Source organism: Rosenbergiella gaditana, from assembly GCF_018494065.1.
In the GTDB taxonomy this organism is placed as follows: Bacteria; Pseudomonadota; Gammaproteobacteria; order Enterobacterales; family Enterobacteriaceae; genus Rosenbergiella; species Rosenbergiella gaditana.
Window position 1 is genome coordinate 1 of record NZ_JABBFR010000014.1, and the last position, 17,944, is coordinate 17,944.

18 protein-coding genes and 2 pseudogenes are annotated in these 17,944 nt (G+C 45.9%); 4 read left to right on the top strand and 16 right to left on the bottom strand.

Going from position 1 to position 17,944, the window contains the following annotated elements:
* From HH682_RS10780 to HH682_RS10800, 5 genes and pseudogenes are all read right to left on the bottom strand, one after another.
* A partial coding sequence (locus tag HH682_RS10780; protein WP_250318662.1) for a FimD/PapC N-terminal domain-containing protein occupies positions 1-409 on the bottom strand: 409 nt, incomplete at its 3' end.
* Positions 410-421: 12 nt separating this feature from the next.
* Complete coding sequence (locus HH682_RS10785) at positions 422-1,114, bottom strand: fimbrial biogenesis chaperone (protein ID WP_214237563.1); 693 nt, start codon at positions 1,112-1,114, stop codon at positions 422-424.
* A gap of 41 nt (positions 1,115-1,155) precedes the next feature.
* A complete protein-coding gene (locus HH682_RS10790) occupies positions 1,156-1,743 on the bottom strand; it encodes a fimbrial protein (RefSeq protein WP_214237564.1) in 588 nt (195 codons plus the stop codon).
* A 775-nt stretch (positions 1,744-2,518) separates the two neighbouring features.
* Positions 2,519-2,728: pseudogene (locus HH682_RS10795) on the bottom strand (IS3 family transposase); the annotation flags it as partial.
* 170 nt (positions 2,729-2,898) lie between these two features.
* Positions 2,899-3,789: a LysR family transcriptional regulator gene (locus HH682_RS10800; protein ID WP_214237565.1), complete on the bottom strand. Its 891-nt coding sequence runs from the start codon at positions 3,787-3,789 to the stop codon at positions 2,899-2,901.
* A gap of 117 nt (positions 3,790-3,906) precedes the next feature.
* Between HH682_RS10800 and HH682_RS10805 the strand changes: the two genes are divergently transcribed.
* Positions 3,907-4,320: a DoxX family protein gene (locus HH682_RS10805; RefSeq protein ID WP_214237566.1), complete on the top strand. Its 414-nt coding sequence runs from the start codon at positions 3,907-3,909 to the stop codon at positions 4,318-4,320.
* On the opposite strand, the gene HH682_RS10810 is transcribed toward HH682_RS10805, so the two are convergent.
* Positions 4,299-4,664: a VOC family protein gene (locus HH682_RS10810; protein ID WP_250318663.1), complete on the bottom strand. Its 366-nt coding sequence runs from the start codon at positions 4,662-4,664 to the stop codon at positions 4,299-4,301. The genes HH682_RS10805 and HH682_RS10810 overlap by 22 nt on opposite strands.
* A 267-nt stretch (positions 4,665-4,931) precedes the next feature.
* Here HH682_RS10810 and HH682_RS10815 point away from each other — a divergent pair, with 267 nt between their 5' ends.
* Complete coding sequence (locus tag HH682_RS10815) at positions 4,932-5,462, top strand: sterol desaturase family protein (RefSeq protein WP_214237567.1); 531 nt, start codon at positions 4,932-4,934, stop codon at positions 5,460-5,462.
* Here HH682_RS10815 and HH682_RS10820 read toward each other — a convergent pair.
* The 8 genes and pseudogenes from HH682_RS10820 to HH682_RS10855 all read right to left on the bottom strand — a co-directional run.
* A complete protein-coding gene (locus HH682_RS10820; protein ID WP_214237568.1) occupies positions 5,407-6,333 on the bottom strand; it encodes a phytoene/squalene synthase family protein in 927 nt (308 codons plus the stop codon). The genes HH682_RS10815 and HH682_RS10820 overlap by 56 nt on opposite strands.
* Positions 6,326-7,807 (bottom strand): phytoene desaturase, encoded by a 1,482-nt coding sequence (locus HH682_RS10825; RefSeq protein WP_214237569.1) that lies wholly within the window; start codon positions 7,805-7,807, stop codon positions 6,326-6,328. Before HH682_RS10825 ends, HH682_RS10820 begins: the two co-directional genes overlap by 8 nt.
* Positions 7,808-7,815: 8 nt before the next feature.
* The gene (gene crtY, locus HH682_RS10830) at positions 7,816-8,964 is read right to left on the bottom strand and encodes a lycopene beta-cyclase CrtY (protein ID WP_214237570.1); all 1,149 of its coding nucleotides are present in this window, start codon (positions 8,962-8,964) and stop codon (positions 7,816-7,818) included.
* On the bottom strand, positions 8,957-10,243 hold the full coding sequence (locus HH682_RS10835) for a glycosyltransferase (RefSeq protein WP_214237571.1): 1,287 nt from the start codon (positions 10,241-10,243) through the stop codon (positions 8,957-8,959). Before HH682_RS10835 ends, crtY begins: the two co-directional genes overlap by 8 nt.
* 9 nt (positions 10,244-10,252) lie before the next feature.
* Entirely contained in the window at positions 10,253-11,161 is a 909-nt protein-coding gene (locus HH682_RS10840; protein ID WP_214237572.1) for a polyprenyl synthetase family protein, read from the bottom strand.
* 79 nt (positions 11,162-11,240) lie between these two features.
* Complete coding sequence (locus HH682_RS10845) at positions 11,241-11,828, bottom strand: YtfJ family protein (protein ID WP_214237573.1); 588 nt, start codon at positions 11,826-11,828, stop codon at positions 11,241-11,243.
* Between the two features lie 161 nt (positions 11,829-11,989).
* Complete coding sequence (locus HH682_RS10850; RefSeq protein WP_214237574.1) at positions 11,990-12,142, bottom strand: hypothetical protein; 153 nt, start codon at positions 12,140-12,142, stop codon at positions 11,990-11,992.
* Between the two features lie 66 nt (positions 12,143-12,208).
* Positions 12,209-12,364 (bottom strand): annotated as a pseudogene (locus tag HH682_RS10855) (MFS transporter); the annotation flags it as partial.
* Positions 12,365-12,519: 155 nt separating this feature from the next.
* Here HH682_RS10855 and HH682_RS10860 point away from each other — a divergent pair.
* Together HH682_RS10860 and HH682_RS10865 are read left to right on the top strand one after the other, a co-directional pair.
* The gene (locus HH682_RS10860) at positions 12,520-14,028 is read left to right on the top strand and encodes an L-lactate permease (protein ID WP_214237639.1); all 1,509 of its coding nucleotides are present in this window, start codon (positions 12,520-12,522) and stop codon (positions 14,026-14,028) included.
* Between the two features lie 499 nt (positions 14,029-14,527).
* Positions 14,528-14,782 (top strand): hypothetical protein, encoded by a 255-nt coding sequence (locus HH682_RS10865; RefSeq protein ID WP_214237576.1) that lies wholly within the window; start codon positions 14,528-14,530, stop codon positions 14,780-14,782.
* A 367-nt stretch (positions 14,783-15,149) separates the two neighbouring features.
* Here HH682_RS10865 and HH682_RS10870 read toward each other — a convergent pair whose 3' ends face one another.
* The gene (locus tag HH682_RS10870) at positions 15,150-16,634 is read right to left on the bottom strand and encodes a PhoPQ-activated pathogenicity-related family protein (protein WP_214237577.1); all 1,485 of its coding nucleotides are present in this window, start codon (positions 16,632-16,634) and stop codon (positions 15,150-15,152) included.
* A gap of 841 nt (positions 16,635-17,475) precedes the next feature.
* Entirely contained in the window at positions 17,476-17,724 is a 249-nt protein-coding gene (locus tag HH682_RS10875) for a hypothetical protein (protein WP_214237578.1), read from the bottom strand.
* Positions 17,725-17,944 lie beyond the last annotated feature (220 nt).

Here is a 17,944-nt window from a genome sequence, read left to right on the forward strand (position 1 = left end):
TGGGTGGGTATCCTGCAGGTAAGTCAAGTATATATTTCTGTGGAATAGTCAGATATAGACTCAATGTTTTTATTCTTACTGAAATACTACCATCATGAACTAAACTTGATAGTAAAATTACTTTATTTTTTTCATTTTTAAATTTTATACCAAGTTTTTTTGCATCTTCTAATTTTATGCTAATGTTTTTTTTATCATCAAAAATAAGATCACATCGACATTTCCACTGATCATTAACGTAGATATCGAGGGTTTGGATACCTTGAGGTATATTTCCTTCATTATAGAAGTGAGAGATGTCAGTATTTTTTGAATTACCCGCAAGTAGATTAGTGTTAAACGACACTGAATATGCTTTTACATCCCATAGAAGAAGAAGTAATAGGATTTTTTTATGTTTTCTATACATTCTCGTCCCATTCTATTTTATAGTAAATACTACCTTAGTGTAAGCACCCAAATCATCTACATACGTTAAATTGCATTTCTCTTCAACATCCACTTTCCTTATCGTATCAATATTCTCACGGGTAAAGGGGCGTAATATAAGAGGTTCTTTTAGAAAGCTATCTTGCCCACAGATTATATTGGCAATGTTTATGAAATAAGCGCCTTTATTGTCGAGTTGAACACCATTACTGTTCTTCGAAACGATTAATTGAGTTGATGGCGTATTTTTTATGGAAGAAATCTCTTTAGGTCGCACAATAACTTTTATTCTTGAACGTATTGCCATTTGAATCGTATTCATCCCATTTAAATTATCTGGAGTAGGAGGGATGTCTAATACGTTCAGGTAGAACATTGATTCCTTGTCTGAAGGCAGTGTATTTCCTAGGAGTTTCAAACCAACTTGCTGTCCTGAATGACCATCAACTTTCACCACTGGTGGGGAGACTAAAAATGGAGCTTTAGAGGTTTCAGGTGTAGAGTTAATATCACCATCATCTATCCAAGACTGAACTAAAGAGGGACTATCGCCATTGTTATAAAGTTGAACAATCACTTCCTTATTATCTTTTGGATAAATAACTCTGGTACCATTAATAATAACATTTGCGTTAACTGCAAAAGAAACACAAAAAACGATAGTAGTGAAAAAGATTTTTTTCATATGAAAACCTTTAAGGCCAGGTAATTTCTGGCCTTTTTACATTATAAATACGATACGGTGTAAATTAAGCTTGAGTTTACAGCACCTACCTTGGCGGGCTCAGAATTAGGTTTGTAATAATAGACATCTAAATTTAGAGTCTCTGCAGACGGCGCTTTACTACTGCCCGTTAACGTTGTGGTTAAAGGCTGATTAAGTTGGATTGGCGTAGTTGAACCAGAGTTAGTTAATGCAAAACCAACATTCTTAGCAACTGCCTGATCATTTTCGTTAACTGAGTTATTGATTAAATATCTGCCATCATTAGAAATATTCTGTGCTGAAGAAAAATATATTTTTAGTGCTGAGTTTGCGTTTGCGCCTGCTGGTGAGCAGTCAGAGAATGTTAACGAGATACTCTTTTTATTTTTAGTAATAACTGAATTCGCGGTTGTTCCTGCATCTGTCACAGAGATCGGGCTCAGCGCGACAGAGAAATCAGCACTTTTCCCACCGTTAATAGTACAGGTCGTATCGGTAATTGCCCCACTAAAATTGATGGTTCCACCTGCTGATGGCGTATCAGCCATGACTTGGGTTGAAGCTAAAATACTTACTGCCATTATTGATAGTGCTTTGTAATTTTTCATTTTTTCCTCTCGAGGTTGTATAGCCTTAAAGTTAAATAATGTTAATAATTTCTTTGATAATTTTTAATCAAAGTCTACTTATTCCAGTCAGGAAACTTTTTATATTATTCAAAATCCAGATATTTTTTTGACGATCAGTTTTAGCTCTTACTCTTATAATTAGGCGATGACCATAATAGTTGTTAAAGAATAATTTAATTTTTTAAATATAAAGCATCCTTATTATTATAAAATAATGATCATTTAAGACTTAATTTTACAAATTTTTTTAATGCTTATTTTAAGAGATTAAAAAACCCCGTATCCTTGATTCGATACTGAGTTTTGGCACCAATAATTTGCATCAAAGTACGCTGGCTGGAGCTTTATCCTTTAAAGGGCGAAAAAAGAAAGTTAGCAAGTTAATAATACAATGTATAAATAATTTCACACTCTATATTAATTTTTAGCTTCCAATTAAATAAAGGATACCTGTTGGTACAGGCGTACGCTTTGGCGTTGGGATGACATTCTCACCTCGAGTAAAAATTATGTCAATAAGATAATTACAGTAATAGGATATGAGTTTTAGATAGTGACAAATAAATAACTAAACTTACTGTAATCATCTAATCACAATCATTCTAATAATTTTAATATTGAATTAAAAATATAAAGAATTGGCTACCCACTTTTTAGAAAAAAAATTAATGAATATTTGGAATGATGTCGAATGATATTCACTGAAAAAGGCTGATATAAATCAGCCCTAGCCTAAACTGTATTATCGTTATCAACGATTGTCATCGGACTCGATATCATTAAACACTTTTGTCCGCATTATTTCCCGACTGATAAAGCGCCCGTCGTGAATATATTTAACTTTTAACGTGTGAAAGAAGCTTCCTGCACAGGCGCGATCATTACAGTGACCTCTGGCGTTCATGCTCCGGCGCAGTGTATATCGTTTCAACAGCGTTTGATAATCCGTAGAAAAGTACAGTCCTGAATTCTTGAGCCACTACAGGATTACCGCCTTGCGTCTATGAAAAAAATCGAAACAGGTTATTCCAGTGTGCTAATGTTGTGATCCACGACAAACTACCTCTTCCTATTGAGCCTTCCGCGCGCGACAATCAGTAAACCCTAAGTCCCTCAGGATAAGCATAAGGGGCCTCAACTCAGCTGCTCGAAGCAACTCACCAAACTATCAATAAAAATACGCGTTCGTGACGGCATTAGCCGCGTAGCAGGAAAGACAATCCAAACGGGACGTTTTTTACTTTGCCACTCCGGGAGGATCCTAATTAACTCCCCTTTTTCAACATAATGACGGACTGAATGGGCGGCTATCCGTGTCACCCCCGCCCCACGTAACGCTAGATTAACCAAGATATTGGGTGAATTAACCAGCGTTTTAGTGACTAACTCACCTTGCCACTGGCGCTGAGAGGTGGATAACGATAAGGGACCGCTATCGCTGTGTAAACGTAGTAAAGGATGGGGGAGCAGATCGTCTGGTTCCGTAATCTTTGGGGCTTGATGCAAATAACTCGGTGCCGCGTAGAGCCCTAATTCGAAATATCCTAACAAACGCGCGGCCAGCGACGCATCGTCCGCTAAAGTACCAATCCGCAGGGCTAAATCAAACCCTTCCGCGATTAAATCAACTCGCCGCTGCGACACGTCAATATCAAGAGTGATCTGCGGATAATGGGCAATAAAGTCGGCCAAAAACTCGCTAATCAGCGCCTGGGTAAAATCCCCCGGTAATGAGACCCGTAATTTTCCGCTAGGCGCAATGCTACGGTGCTCGATTAACGCATAGATAGCGGTAAGTTCCGCAGCCATTTGCTGCGTATGCCTGAGTATCGCTTGTCCGAAAGGGGTAATGGTCATTTTCCGTGTTGTACGAATGAATAAACGTTCACCTAACTGCTGCTCGAGCGAGGCAATACGTCGAGATAAGGTGGGAGCAGGGAGGTCGAGACGGTCGGCGGCTTTAGTAAAACTGCCTTCCTCCGCGATCCGAGTAAAGATCAGCAAATCATTGGCATCGACGCGCATCTATTATTCCAAATATGAAATTATCTTATTCATTTTAGCTATTTATTCCACATGCCGCCAGCGCTAAAGTCTGCAGCCATCGCTTACCTTCAAATAGAAAAAAAGATGAGGAATTCAATGCAGTATTTCACTTTTACTAAGCAGCAACCTACCGTGCTATTACTCGCACGATTCTTATTAATGCTGTTATTCGTGATGTTTGGTTATCAAAAATTGATCCATTTCGGCGGCACCGTTGCCTATATGAGTGGATTGGGAGCCCCTTTGCCGACCGTTGCCGCGCTGATCGCGGTGGGACTGGAGTTCTTTGCCGGATTGGCCATTATGCTGGGTTACTTTACTCGCCCTATCGCCTTAGTACTGGCGATCTATACCTTAGCGACGGCGATTATTGGCCACCCTTTCTGGTCGATGAGCGGAACAGAACAGATGGCAGCTGAAATTAATTTTTATAAGAATATCAGTATTATTGGTGGGTTATTACTGCTCTCGGTGGCCGGTGCAGGTCGCTACTCACTCGATAAGCGGTAATACACTCGGCACGCCCCCTCATCACCCAGTGGGCGTGCTAACACACTACCTCTCTGTTTGATAAAATGCGTAAAGCTTGTTTCCAGAAGGATCACGCAAGTAAGCGACACATTTCCATCTGCACGGATATGCGGTGCCGACTCAGCACTCCTTCCGCAGTGATCCACACCCGCCTGATGCCATGCATACACTGCATCGCAACTGCTTAGCTCAAAGCCAATGGTTCCGCCATTTGCCGCCGTAGCCGGCTGACCGTTAATAGGCAGCGTGACAATGAAACGCTGCTTACCCTGCCGATAAAAAGGACGGTCAAGTTTGTCATACCCCTGTTCATCAAGCGGCATATGCGAAAAATTGCATCATAAAATCGCTTAGCAACCGCGATATCCTCTGCGCCCACCACGACATGGCTATACATAAACACCTCTTAATTATTTTGCACGGGAAAAATGTTAGCGGCCGACGAAATCGTTAATACATCACACTGCTCGCTACGGGGCGCTTTATTGACTATGCTATTTTTTTGACGACTGACTTCTGGGTAACCCTAGAAAATATAACGCCGGGTCGTCGATCGACTCAATCATTATCTGTTAACAAGGATTAACTGAATGCCGTGGATCATCAACCTATTGATCGTCGTCGTAATGGTACTGGTGATGGAGATCGTCGCCACTGCAATGCATAAATATGTGATGCATCGCTGGGGCTGGGGTTGGCATCAATCTCACCACGAGACACGCCACGGTATTTTTGAAGTCAACGATCTCTACGCGCTGGTGTTTGCTGGGATCGCCATTGTGTTGATCTTCGCGGGGAGTCACGGCCTCTGGCCACTACAGTGGATTGGTGCTGGCATGACCCTGTATGGTGTGATCTACTTTATACTGCATGATGGATTGGTGCATCAGCGCTGGCCTTTCCGCTATGTCCCGCGTAAAGGCTATCTACGTCGCCTCTACCTTGCCCACCATTTTCATCATGCAGTCAGAGGCAAAGAAGATTGTGTCTCATTTGGCTTTATCTACGCCCCCCCTGTGGAAAAAATTCAAGCTCAGCTTAAAGACTACAAAAAACGCCAACGCGCTACGGCCGCTGCCACAAAACAGCGGAACGCTGAGTCGCCAACGGTAAACGACTGATTAATACATCACCCGCTGCCGCGCCAAGCATAAGGAGTTTTTCCACCTTAGAGGTCGAAAGCCTCTGCTGCCACGCGCCAGCCCCCGCGTGTTTAACCCGATAGCCAATTTTACGGTAAACACGCCGTGCCGTGGCCACCGCCCACGCCGAACGCCACGGTAACGCGGCGAGACCTTGATAGGCAGAGTGATAATAGGGTTCGGCGTAATCAATTAATCGTGCCGCGACACGGCTCAAGGCTTGGCGGTGCTCTGGTGCGGCGAAATTGTCGACATTCAAGCCTTCCTCGATTAGCCACTGCTCGGGAAGATAGCAACGACCTGCGTCGGCATCTTCCACGATATCTCTGGCGATATTGGTCAGCTGAAAGGCTAGGCCTAAATCACAGGCTCTGTCGAGGGTCGCGGGGGATTGCGTCCCCATAATTTGCGCCATCATCAGGCCGACGACCCCGGCAACGTGGTAGCAGTAGGTCAAGGTTTGGTTGAGGGTGGAGTAATGAGTTTGGTCGACATCCATCGCGTAGCCTTGCAGATGATCGAAGGCGAATTGTTGGGTTAAGCCATGTTCGCTGATCACCTCTTGTAGCGCTGCAAACGCGGCAGTCGACTGCTTCTCACCAGCGAAAGCACTGGCAGTTTGTGCCTTTAAGGTCGCCAAACGTTCTTCGACAGTGGAGCTTGCTGGCTGATCGGTATTAAACCCCAAGACCTGATCGTCAATGGTATCGTCGCAATGCCGACACCAGGCATAAAGCATCAATACGCTACGTCGCGTAGCGGGATCGAACAACGCGGAGGCCGCCGCGAAACTTTTTGAACCCACTTCCATGGTCTGTTTAACATATTCATCGAGAGAGCGGTTATCCATGATTATCCTCAATCATCAAGCCGGCAGTCGCCTTAGCCGAGCCCAGTACCCCCGGTACGCCTGCACCAGGATGGGTGCCTGCACCGACTAAGTACAGGTTTTCTAGCGTTTTATCGCGGTTATGCGGACGGAACCACGCACTCTGCGTCAAGATCGGCTCGATCGAGAATGCCGACCCCTGCCACGCCTGTAACTGATCCCGGAAATCGAACGGCGTAAACATTCTATGCATCACTAATTGGCTGCGTAGCCCCGGCATATAGTGCTGTTCTAAATAAGCGAAGATCCGATCCCGTAATCTTGGCCCTTCCACTTCCCAATCCAACTCAGCGGTACCGAGATGTGGAACAGGTGCTAAGACGTAATAGCTGCCACACCCTTCTGGCGCAAGCGAAGGGTCGGTGACACAAGGAGCGTGCAAGTAGAGTGAGAAGTCCTCTGCCAGACCATCGTGATTAAAGATCTCATCGATCAATTCGCGATAGCGTGGACCAAAACAGACCGTATGGTGCGCTAATTGATCATGATGATGATTAAGGCCAAAGTAGAGGACAAATAACGAGTTACTCATGCGCTTTTTCACCAATTGCTCAGCGTACTCCGCTGAAGCTGTATGTCCGCGTAACAGATGTCGGTAGGTATGCACCACATCGGCATTGGAGGCGATCGCCGCAACGCTAAACTCACGCCCATCCGCCAGTGTCACCTGAGTAATGCGTTGATTGGCACAATCGATACGATCCACCTTGGCATTAAGGAGCAGTTCCCCACCCAAGTCTTGGAATAATTTCACTAAGCCTTGGACTAACGCACCGGTACCGCCTCGTGGGAACCAGACGCCCCACTCCCGCTCTAAAGCATGGATCAAGGTATAGATTGATGAGGTTGCAAAAGGATTTCCTCCCACCAGCAGCGAGTGGAAGGAGAACGCTTGTCGCAAATGTTCATCCTGAATATAGCTCGCCACCTTGCTATAGACGCTGCGCCAGGCTTGTAGCCGTCCCAATTGTGGCGCGGCGCGCAGCATATCTTTAAAGGAGAGAAAAGGCACCGCCCCTAACTTTAAGTAACCTTCTTTAAACACGGCTTGTGAGTAAGCTAAAAAACGCTGATAGCCTTGCACGTCAGCAGGGTTAAACGCCAAAATTTGACGGTCAAGCTCGGCTTGGTCATTGTCGTAATCGAAGACTTTACCGTTTTCCCAACAAAGACGATAAAAAGGCTTCACCGGCAGCAGTTCGACATACTCCTCAATCCGTTTACCTGCCAGTTCATACAGTTCAAATAATGCCGTGGGATCAGTAATAACCGTTGGCCCGGCATCGAAGGTAAATCCTTTTTCTTGATAAACGTACGCGCGTCCACCCGGTTTATCTCGCTGCTCGAGTAATAGCGTTGCAATGCCCGCTGCTTGTAAACGAATGGCTAACGCTAATCCACCAAATCCTGCACCGATAACGACTGTTTTTTTCATTCAAAGACTCATTTTATAAGCGTTGTAATAATGGCTTTTATCGCGGCGATCACCGGGACGGGAGGTTTGCCACTGACAAGACGAAGTTTATCCCATGGCGTTAACTGTCCCGCATAAAAGCGAGTAATCAGCGGAGCACTGAGACGATAAAAACGCTGCATGACCTCCCAACGCTGCGTCGCAGGGCCGGCGAGAAAAAGCATACGATTTAACAGGCGAAAGAAACGCTGCTTGCGCCATGACTGGCGTGAAAACTGGTAGGTGAGTAAGCGCAGGCATGCACTGGTAAGGCATGACATCTGGGCGATCTCATCGGCTAACGCCACAGCGTGAGGTAGTGAATATCCGGTTGTCGCATGATAGAGATTACCCCGTAAGCCACTGGCAGCAATAGGTTGGGTCGACCAAAAACGCTTAATTTTTCCCGCTAAGGTGATCGGCAGATTCCCGCGTTCTTCACGAAGCAGTGTGGCCAGTTGCCACCCCTGAGCCGCAGCATAGTCACTGATATTGTTTCGTCCTTGCTCTAGGGCCAGATCAGCATGATCAATATAGTGGGTATCCTCGATCAACAATTGATCCTCTGTCAGCGGTAAGGTGTAAACAAACCGATAACCTTGCTGCTGGTCGACCGTGGCATCCATTAAAATTGGACGAGTTAAGCCATGCGGCACCGCAAGCTGCCACACTTGACCGACAAAAGCCTGTACGCCAATGGCCATCGATTGGTCTTGCCGAAACCCCCGTCCATCGATGATGGCATGCGCAAAGATCTCTCGACCATCTTCTAATTTGACCGAGTGCTCGGTGAGCGCTTTAACCGGTGAATCCGTCATTATCTGACCGGATAATGACTCGGCAAGTTGACTGGCGAGCTGCTCGGAAGTGAGGGTAAAATATCCCCCCGTCAGTGTTCGGTTTAGCTTGGGGAATCGGACATCATATCCCGACCAGCGATAACGGATGTAGGGCTCTATCCATGCAAATTGGCTATCGGTTAAATCATCACGATGAAAGGACCAAGTGTGATTTCCTAACGGCTGTTCGCTTGATTCGATAAGAAGTAGCGAAAGCTGAGGTTGTTTCGTTTTTAATCTTAATGCGATCAGCGCATTGGCTAACCCTGCGCCGACCAAAATCAGATCGTAATCAGCCATGTACACCTCGCGCCATTATCGGTTGTCCGAAGCGCAATGCTTTACTGGCTAAGGAGGCAGCGTAACCGCTGCCGCCCGCTTGAGAAAGCGCTTGTTGTAACCGTAAAAGATTAGGCTTTATCTCTGGCTGCTCACGCAAGTCGGTAAGTTGCTCACTCCAGGTTTTACTGCTCGCAAAACGTGATAACTTCTGCCCAACACCATGATGCAGCACGCGCGCGGCGACTCCCGGTTGGTCAAACGCCAACGGCATGACTAATAAAGGGGTTAGCTGTTGAATACTATCCAGAACAGTATTCATTCCCCCATGGGTGATCGTGATATCCGCCGCCGCAATTGCCTGCGGTTGATCAATAAAGTCCACCACCTCGACGCCTACCGTCTTAGCTAACGTCTCACTTTGCTTAGGGGTTAGCCCACCACAATGGGCGATCAGTAAATCCGCCTGAGCATGGGTGCAGGCTGCGACCAGTTTTTTAAACACCGAATAGCGATGCCCTTGTAAGGTGCCTAATGACGCATAGACCTTACACCGCTGACGCCCCATGCTTAATGCAGCGGTCGTGGTGGCGCTACCCTTCATTGCGCGCAGTGGGCCTACGCAATGAAAGTGGTTGGGTAAATGATGGCGAGGAAAATCAAGCTCCGGGACCAACTGGCTCAACTGCGCTAACGGAGAAAAGCAGTGATGTAACTGTGTGATCCCTGTAATTCCAAAGGATTGGGCATAATGCGCGACGACTTGATCGTGTTTACGCATCATCCAATCGTAGATACGCTCACTGGTTTCATACCGCTTATAGGCTTGTGCAGTTTGTTGATAGGTAAAAGGCATGACTGCCAAGGGTAATCCCGCCTCACGGTTTAACGGTAGTGCACAAGCGACGGAAATATAAGGGAGATCCAGTTTCTTAGCCACCAGCGCCCCGCCGGGTTCCATCTGGTCAACGATCAGTCCATCGATTGCTATGTCTCGGCAGGCAGCCGGTAATTCACGACAAAATAACGCGGTACTTTCCGCCATATCAGCGATCAGACCAAACATCGAGGGTCCAAAGGGTCTTGCCGCGAGAGATAGGGTATGGCGTAAACTCCCTGCCGGATGCGTTTTTGCCCCTAACGTATAAAAACCGATCAATGGCGAACGAATGAGTGCACGGACATCAGCCTGGTGAAAAAAAGTAATACGGTGGCCTTGCGAGATCAATGCCAGTGATAACTGTTCAAGGGCGTGGATATGGCTATAAAAGGGCGGAGCGATCACCGCATAATGACTCATGGATGTTTCCTAGCCTACCGCAGTCAGTTTTTGTTCAAACCATTGCTCGACAAATTGCTGAGTTTGCCGGCTATGCTGGCAAGCTTGAGAAAAATGCAAGCTAACATGCCCTAAATGATCGCGGAGCTGTTTTTCACTTTTTTTCGCGCCAAACACATTCACCCACGTCGATTTCCCAAGATCTTGATAAGGATCTTTACCGGTCAACATCGAGCCGTCGGATAAATCATCCAACAATTGAAAGGCTTGACCTAGGTTAAATGAGCAATGGCGTAGTTGATCGCGCGTTGCCTCATCAGCGCCTACCGCGATAGCGGCCATCTGTAAGGCTGCACAAAATAGAGTACTGGTCTTATAGTGGTTGGTCAGGGCGATCGCTTCAGGACTACGAGTACTCTCCCCTTCACTTAAATCTTGATACTGCCCTTCCACTAACCCTTGTACCCCAATAGCATGAGAGAGTTCCGCGACAGCAAGATTTTTTGCTAACTCACTGATACCTTCCGCTTGACTAATAATTTGAAACGCCTTACTCACCAAAGCCACCACCGCCAATAACGCCACCGCTTCACCAAATTTTCGATGGACAGTGGGCTGACTGCGACGCACTAGGGCATTATCCATACAGGGCATATCGTCTAGGATCAGCGAGGCCGCATGAACGATTTCAATTGCACAGGCAAAATCAAGTAATCCCTGTTGAGACGATTGATAGCCCAAATCTTGAGCGGTTAATAACAATAATAGAGGCCGAATACGTTTACCCGGTGCCAAAGTCCCTTCGCGCATCGCAAGGCTGACTTGTTCTCGCTCAGAAGTGTTAGGGAGTAATTGATCTAACCGCTGTTCAATAGCGTTAAGGGTGAGCGTAATCGGATCGGTTACCCATCCTTCGCTCTTTTCAGTACCGATCGACATAGCCGCCCCTTTTTGCAAACAGTGTAAAAGAATAGATTATTTATCATTACTCTAAGCGTAGCTGACCCAGTGTAAAATGTTAGTGAAAAGATGAATTTAATCCACTCTTTAGCGCATATTGTAAACGGTCAAGAAGTCGTTGAATGTCCGCCGCAGAAAATGGCGCTTGCTGGAAAAAAATCACTTGCCCCTGCCCAGTAGTGGCAACTATTGCGGCACTCTCTGGCTGTAATTGCCATTGGTGGGCTACCACGCCGCTGCTATCTAAAATAAAACGACTCGTCGGCGAATGTTTTTTACTGTTGAGAATGCTGTGTTCAACGAAGGGCTGGCTTCCCCAAATACTGTCATCGGTGTTGACAATGGTCGTCATCGTGACGCTTTTAGTCACCCACTGCGCTTGTTCAAGCCGCGTAACAACCGAATTAAGCTGTTGTTTTGCTGCCAGACGCCCCGCAACATGGATAATTAACTGTGGACGTGATTGAGGCCACGATGGTTGCCACGGTTGGCGCGTCATCTCTTCTGCATTAAGGATAACTTCCCCGCCACGTTGCACGGTGACGGCCGGTAATAACGTCCCCACATGCGGAAGCTCGGCATGTGCCGTCTGAATTAAGAGAGAGAGTCCGGCAATCCAGACCATACCACTGCTAACTTTCTTCATCGCTTAACACGCCTTGGCTAGGATCACTGCTTCAAGCATAGCTTACCGTTATAGCTTGGGTGAGGTGATTGAATGAGAAACCGCTGCATGGCGGGCAACTAACTACTTTTCCGGTTGGAGAAAGGCCATGGCACACCTACTCAACAAAGCAAAACTTCCGGTCACCCAAAACATCGCGTTGTAGCCATCATATTCGGCGAGCGCACCACAGAGGGCATCCCTTCCATCTGAGCAACCGCCGCGACGGTCATATTGTAGGGCGGCAGCAGTTTTGCCAGTATGCTGGTTTTTCGTTCAGGGGAAATACGTTTCATTTGTCACTCCATCACCCTCCGGTTTATTTTCAGAGGGGGTGACAACTATCCTGACACTGAGGGGTAGATAGGTGAAATAATTGCAAAGCTATTGGCTATCGCTAAGGTCAACCCACTGTAAGCACCCACCGACGATTTCGGCGTAACATCAATGACCACCGACCCATAAATATTATTGATCAACGCATTAAAGGCATTGCCCAAGGTCATTAAGCCGATAACGTCATCGACTTATCCTTACTCATATAGCGGGAATCTCACCCGTTATGTATGCCGATACTCGTCTTTATGCCATAAATCAATAAAGAGAAGCTGCAACTTCCGTATAGTTTTTCAGCGGTTAATTTTTACTCGCTTTCTTCAAGGAACTGAAAATGATGACGGATATACTCTCCTTTCTACTTGCAATCACCCCCCTTGCCCTATTAATTTTCCTTATTTTGATGCTCAGAGTCGCCGTGCATTACGCAGTGCTCATCACTCTCCTTATCACCTGGTGTATTGCCGCTTGGCACTTTGATTTGTCCCTTCAAGCCTTAAGCGTCGCATCACTCTATGGTGCCGCTAAAGGGCTATGGCCGATTGTGATCGTGATTTTTGCCGCCATATATGGCTATAACCTAATGTTTGGTAATGGCAGTATGGCGATTATTAAGCAGGCCTTAGCGGCAATCAGTGACGATAAACGAATACAAGTCTTAATTATCGCTTGGGGGTTTGGTGGATTCCTTGAGGCGGTGGCTGGCTATGGAACCGCTGTCGCGATCCCCGTCGGTATTCTGATCGCATTAGGCATCCAACCCCTTAAAGCCGCAGTCGTCTCGTTAATTGCTAACTCCGTTCCAACGGCCTTTGGCGCGGTGGGGATCCCGGTCATTATGCTAGCAGAACAGACTGGCTTAGCAGTACACACGCTAAGTATGCATATCATCTTGCAACTTGCCGCTTTTAATATTCTTTTGCCTTTTGTCTTGGTGGCAATAATTGGCGGCGGGGTAAAGGCAATCCGTGGCGTATTCTGGATCACACTCTGTTGTGGTGTTGCCTCGTTACTCCCACAATATTTTGTTGCACGCTATTTAGGCGCAGAATTACCGGCATTCGCCGGCAGTTTGGGCGGTTTAATCATTACCATTATTCTTGCTCGCTGCCAAAAAACCGACCGTACTACTGAACGTGTCGCGCTCCCTAAGCTGTTTAAAGCGAGTCTTATTTACCTCTTTACCTTTATATTTATTGTACTCTGCTCCCCGCTCTTCCCCACCATTAAGCAGAGTTTAGGGGCGTTTTACAGCCAAATTAATTTCCCATTAAGTACCACAGATACCCTGCAATTAAAAATTGAATGGCTTATCACACCAGGTGTACTGATACTCTTAGCCTCAACAATCGGTGGTTTAATTCAAGGTAGCCAACCGAAGGAGATGGTCTCTCTATTATTCACGACACTGCGACAACTCAAAAAATCGATTATCGCCATTTTAGCCATTGTCGCGATGGCAACCGTGATGGACAAAAGCGGTATGATCACCGTCATCGCCACAACTTTAGTCGCGACAACCGGGATCGGTTATGTCTTCCTCTCCCCCTTGATCGGCGCACTGGGAACCTTTGTAACCGGCAGCGATACCAATGCAAATGTGTTATTCGGTAAACTCCAGGCTACTGCCGCTCAGCAATTAGGCATTGATCCCCATGCCCTGGCCGCCGCAAATACTGCAGGGGCAACAGGTGGTAAGATGATTTCACCACAGAGCATCGCGATTGCCGTTTCTGCCAGTAAATTAGAGCACCTCAGCGGCGAAATAATGTCTACTACATTAAAATATTGTTTACTCTATATTTTCTTATTGGGATTAGGGATAGGTCTATTTTATACGCTTTAGAGATCAAATAAGCGGGTGCTCAATTTTATTAAGCCGATAATATAAAATTGAAGGGCTTTAACGAAAACGTCTGCACCTGCTTATTTTTAACCGATAAAATATTTTTATGTATTTTTTGTCGACTAATGCTCCATCGATATCAATGCAATAAATCCAAGCTGCGCTAGCACTGAAATATCCAGCAAATTTTCTCAACAAGAAACAAAGATATTATCTATTATAAATGGCAATTACTTAGTTTAATCCTATCAATAAAATTAATCGTATCATTAAGTGAAAATCTACTCACACGCCCTTGAATTAGAAATTAAACCATTATTTTCATAAAGTTAATCCTTTATATAGCTAAATATTTAGGTTCTATCTACTCAAATTGCTCAATATTTTTTTCAAGAAATTTCCCTCGTCATAAATAGTGATGAAGTGTTTCTTAATTTGTTGATGCAGCACTTTGACATAATCAGTATGATCGACTGATATTCTTCTACAAGGTGACTTAATGCCAAAAATCCTATCGATAGTACCAGAAAATGAAATTATATTTACCCTTCCTAGCGGGAAAATTCTTGAAAACAAAAGCATTATCTACCTACTTGCTCAGTACATTGGGGCAACAGTAAATGCCGATGACATAAGCCGTGCTCAAGCATTCTCTCTCGAAGAAAAAATGAATGATTTAGTACTAATTATCAATCGTAACAATCTTACTTTTTTAGCTGATCACGTATTTGAAAAAAACACCTCTGCAGACTAAATTTCCCACACATCAAGACAACCGCTATGGTCTATAACCAATTAATTAACCGAACAATTTAATGATAAGTCACGTAGATTCAGTAGATTGATTATTTCTCTATTCAATAAGAGAAGGTCAAAAAGAGACTATAACTTTCAGCGAGTAATAAATAAACTCCCTGTGATCATCACGTTATAATCAATCTAATAAATTTTACCTTGAAGTAAACATTTAAAAAGTTGGGCTTAAGTAAATGTGTAATAAATAGTGACTTTCACTGTAACACCGGTAATACCGCTTAGCCCTTGTCTAAGCGGTATTACCGGCGTCGACGATTCGCGGTGGGCCTTTCATCACACACTTACCCACCTTAGCGATGAACAGGTTAGCGCTTCACTGACACGGGGTTCAGTCCGCGACCAGGTAGTGTCTGACAGGCTCCCCCTGTCGATGGCGGCGCGACTTGCGGATACTTATCGTCCGGTGTGATATACACTTGTGATGTCGCCACATATCCATCGCTAAAGGTTGCTTCAATATAGGTGGCCTGCCATCCGCGTTCTGGGGAGGGCAGCGGGATACTAGGCTTCTCGTGGCCGACCAAATTAACGGGTGCGGAGCGGTATCTAATCGCGCAGGCATAGCGAAAATCCCTTGCGACTGGGTTAGTGGCGGTCCACTGTAAAACGGTTACCGGCTTCTCTGAAAAACTGACCGTCAATGCTTTTTTTCCCTCTTTGCTACCCTGTACTGTTTCTGTCATAACCGGCAGTTTTTGCTGATTTTGAAAGCGGTTAACAAAGGTGATCAGCGATTGCTCCGCAATAGCGAGAATACCGTTATGTGTGGAGTTAGGGACAACTCGCAAGGATTTTACCCCAGGTAACTGGCCATAATAGAAATGACTATTATCAGGGACATAGAAATCATCGCCGCTGGCATTGATAATATATTTAGCAATAGTGAGTCGATCACCCAAATCGGTATTCAAATAAGCCAAAGGGTCTTCAAGCGTCATCAGGCTTGCAAAGTTATCCGAGCCAATCTGCTGGTCAACGCCCTGTTTATAGTAAGGATAAAAAGCAATAGGCCAGTTTTTTCCGTATGACTGATACATGTGTTCGAGAGACTTTTTAGTGTCCAACAAATCCATGACGAAAGGCACAACAGCATCAACATCCGGATCCGACAGCGCGGTTAGCCACGCGGCCCAGCCACGTTTGGAGGCGCCGGTAACGATAAATTTCGTAATGTTCAGTGGTGCCAGCTCTTGCTTTGCCAGCCTAAATGCCTGCGACACTGACGCCGCCATCGGGATATGGAGGGATGCATTTTGGTATTTCTGCGTATCCCCGATAAACAGTTGCCAAGAATAGGCCACACTGTCATCTTCACCCAGAGGGGTTGGCAGGCCCCGATACGTCAACAACTGATTAGGAACATTACTGACTGATATCACCACTGTTCGTGTAGCGACCGCAATACGTGAAAGCTCTTCTTGACTAAAGTTAGTCGGCGCTACAGGCGTACCTGAACTATTAACGTTGCTGCCGTTATTAATAACAACCAGGGCATTTTTATTTCTGGCTGAATCAGGAATATAGATATCCACCCCGTTCTGCCAACGTTGTGGCGTAACCACACCTTGTGGTGACCATGTTTGTGAGTTCAAGTTATATCTCTGCACCGTCACACCCGGTAGCGACTTTTTTTCCAACAGAGAATAATCAAGAGGCAATGCCGCAAGGGATATCCGGTAATCAGAAATACTATGCGTCAGTTGGGTGTGTTGAGGGGGTGCCCCCGCAGATAACGCAAGACAGTTCGGCGAAATACTTAACATCGCCAGAGCTAACACTTTTATTTTCATTAAGAAACTCCTTCTTCACGCTAAAATAGATCCATCACCGGCTATTGACCATTATGGGCGTCAGCGTTGTGGCGGTATGGGAACCTTCTGCCTAATCTCACAGGCGAATAACAGTGTGTCGTGATCGACTTATTGTCTTATCACCGCGCTAATTTCCCCTGGTATGAAAAGATTCTGCGGTGCCTTATTGGGACCCAAGAGCGACCGTAATACCTGAGTTGATGACAGACAGGCCGGAACTCAATCGCTGATCGTTGCTGGCGTCTGACATCAAAACCGGTCGCTTCCATTTCCTCTTCGTCGGCCTTCACTATTCTGCTGCAAGGTGAAGGCAGAGCGGTAGGCCAAAACCTGTGATGTAGGGTAATTTTCGTTACGAACAGAGGGGTAGAATTATAAGGCGTATCCGTTAGGGATTTCACTTACTTTGCACCAATAGTATGATCCCGCGACGAAATTCATCGATTTTCGATGTGCGCCGGTAATCGACGCCAGTCGCTGATCCCGATTCACGTCAATAGGTTCATCGTGGCGGCCACCCGACGTCAAGACTCTATATATTTCACGCTGGGTGGCCATGAGTGTGGGATTATCCTAATACTTTCGCGCTTTTCGACGCTGTTATTGTGGCTTGCACCGGTCTCTTCACGCTCGGCTCCAAACAACGGCGGCAGAGCATAAAAAATGAAGTTTTACCCTCTGCTTTGAGTAGGAGCGGTCGTCAATAACTGATTGACTACCCGACAAATCGTCTCGTTATCTTGCGGTTGGTGCTGTTGCTTCTCACTCCAGTCTCGCATCGGGCAGTGATACTGTTGCGTCAGGGCTAGGCTCTGCTGACTCAAGGCTGTGAGTAAGGGGTGGCCACCGCCCCGCCGTTAAACACGGATTTTTTGAACACCGGTTGCTGATTTGAATAGGTCATCGGGCCGACGGTGACCGGCGAGTTTGGATAGTGATTAGCGAGACTTTGCCAAAAAATAGCGGCATTATAATCTTGTGGATACCACGCATGGCAATCGACTGGCGCGGTCATGGCAACACTGACTGGCTCCTCAGGTTTAAATACCGTCTCCATCCATTTTGCCATCCCTTCTAAATACCAACGCTGTTTAAAGAGTGCGTAACCGTATTGATAAAGGTGAGAGGCTCATGAGCCGGCGTCGGATTTTGTTTTGGATCGAGTCGATTCGAAAGCATGATTTTTAAGCCACAAGGCGTCGACTGACCGTTGGCAAAGGTTAGCGCTGTAGTCGTCCATTCGGTTTTGCGTTTGAAAAATAGGGTCACGTATTCAATCCGGTGATAAT

Coding starts and splice junctions, on each gene's coding strand:
- HH682_RS10865 (WP_214237576.1), top strand. CDS start 14,528: ATGCCAAAAATCCTATCGATAGTACCAGAAAATGAAATTATATTTACC.
- HH682_RS10875 (WP_214237578.1), bottom strand. CDS start 17,724: ATGGCAAAATGGATGGAGACGGTATTTAAACCTGAGGAGCCAGTCAGT.
- HH682_RS10825 (WP_214237569.1), bottom strand. CDS start 7,807: ATGAAAAAAACAGTCGTTATCGGTGCAGGATTTGGTGGATTAGCGTTA.
- HH682_RS10850 (WP_214237574.1), bottom strand. CDS start 12,142: ATGAAACGTATTTCCCCTGAACGAAAAACCAGCATACTGGCAAAACTG.
- HH682_RS10860 (WP_214237639.1), top strand. CDS start 12,520: ATGACGGATATACTCTCCTTTCTACTTGCAATCACCCCCCTTGCCCTA.
- HH682_RS10840 (WP_214237572.1), bottom strand. CDS start 11,161: ATGTCGATCGGTACTGAAAAGAGCGAAGGATGGGTAACCGATCCGATT.
- HH682_RS10870 (WP_214237577.1), bottom strand. CDS start 16,634: ATGAAAATAAAAGTGTTAGCTCTGGCGATGTTAAGTATTTCGCCGAAC.
- HH682_RS10800 (WP_214237565.1), bottom strand. CDS start 3,789: ATGCGCGTCGATGCCAATGATTTGCTGATCTTTACTCGGATCGCGGAG.
- HH682_RS10785 (WP_214237563.1), bottom strand. CDS start 1,114: ATGAAAAAAATCTTTTTCACTACTATCGTTTTTTGTGTTTCTTTTGCA.
- HH682_RS10815 (WP_214237567.1), top strand. CDS start 4,932: ATGCCGTGGATCATCAACCTATTGATCGTCGTCGTAATGGTACTGGTG.
- HH682_RS10790 (WP_214237564.1), bottom strand. CDS start 1,743: ATGAAAAATTACAAAGCACTATCAATAATGGCAGTAAGTATTTTAGCT.
- crtY (WP_214237570.1), bottom strand. CDS start 8,964: ATGGCTGATTACGATCTGATTTTGGTCGGCGCAGGGTTAGCCAATGCG.
- HH682_RS10820 (WP_214237568.1), bottom strand. CDS start 6,333: ATGGATAACCGCTCTCTCGATGAATATGTTAAACAGACCATGGAAGTG.
- HH682_RS10805 (WP_214237566.1), top strand. CDS start 3,907: ATGCAGTATTTCACTTTTACTAAGCAGCAACCTACCGTGCTATTACTC.
- HH682_RS10810 (WP_250318663.1), bottom strand. CDS start 4,664: ATGCCGCTTGATGAACAGGGGTATGACAAACTTGACCGTCCTTTTTAT.
- HH682_RS10845 (WP_214237573.1), bottom strand. CDS start 11,828: ATGAAGAAAGTTAGCAGTGGTATGGTCTGGATTGCCGGACTCTCTCTC.
- HH682_RS10835 (WP_214237571.1), bottom strand. CDS start 10,243: ATGAGTCATTATGCGGTGATCGCTCCGCCCTTTTATAGCCATATCCAC.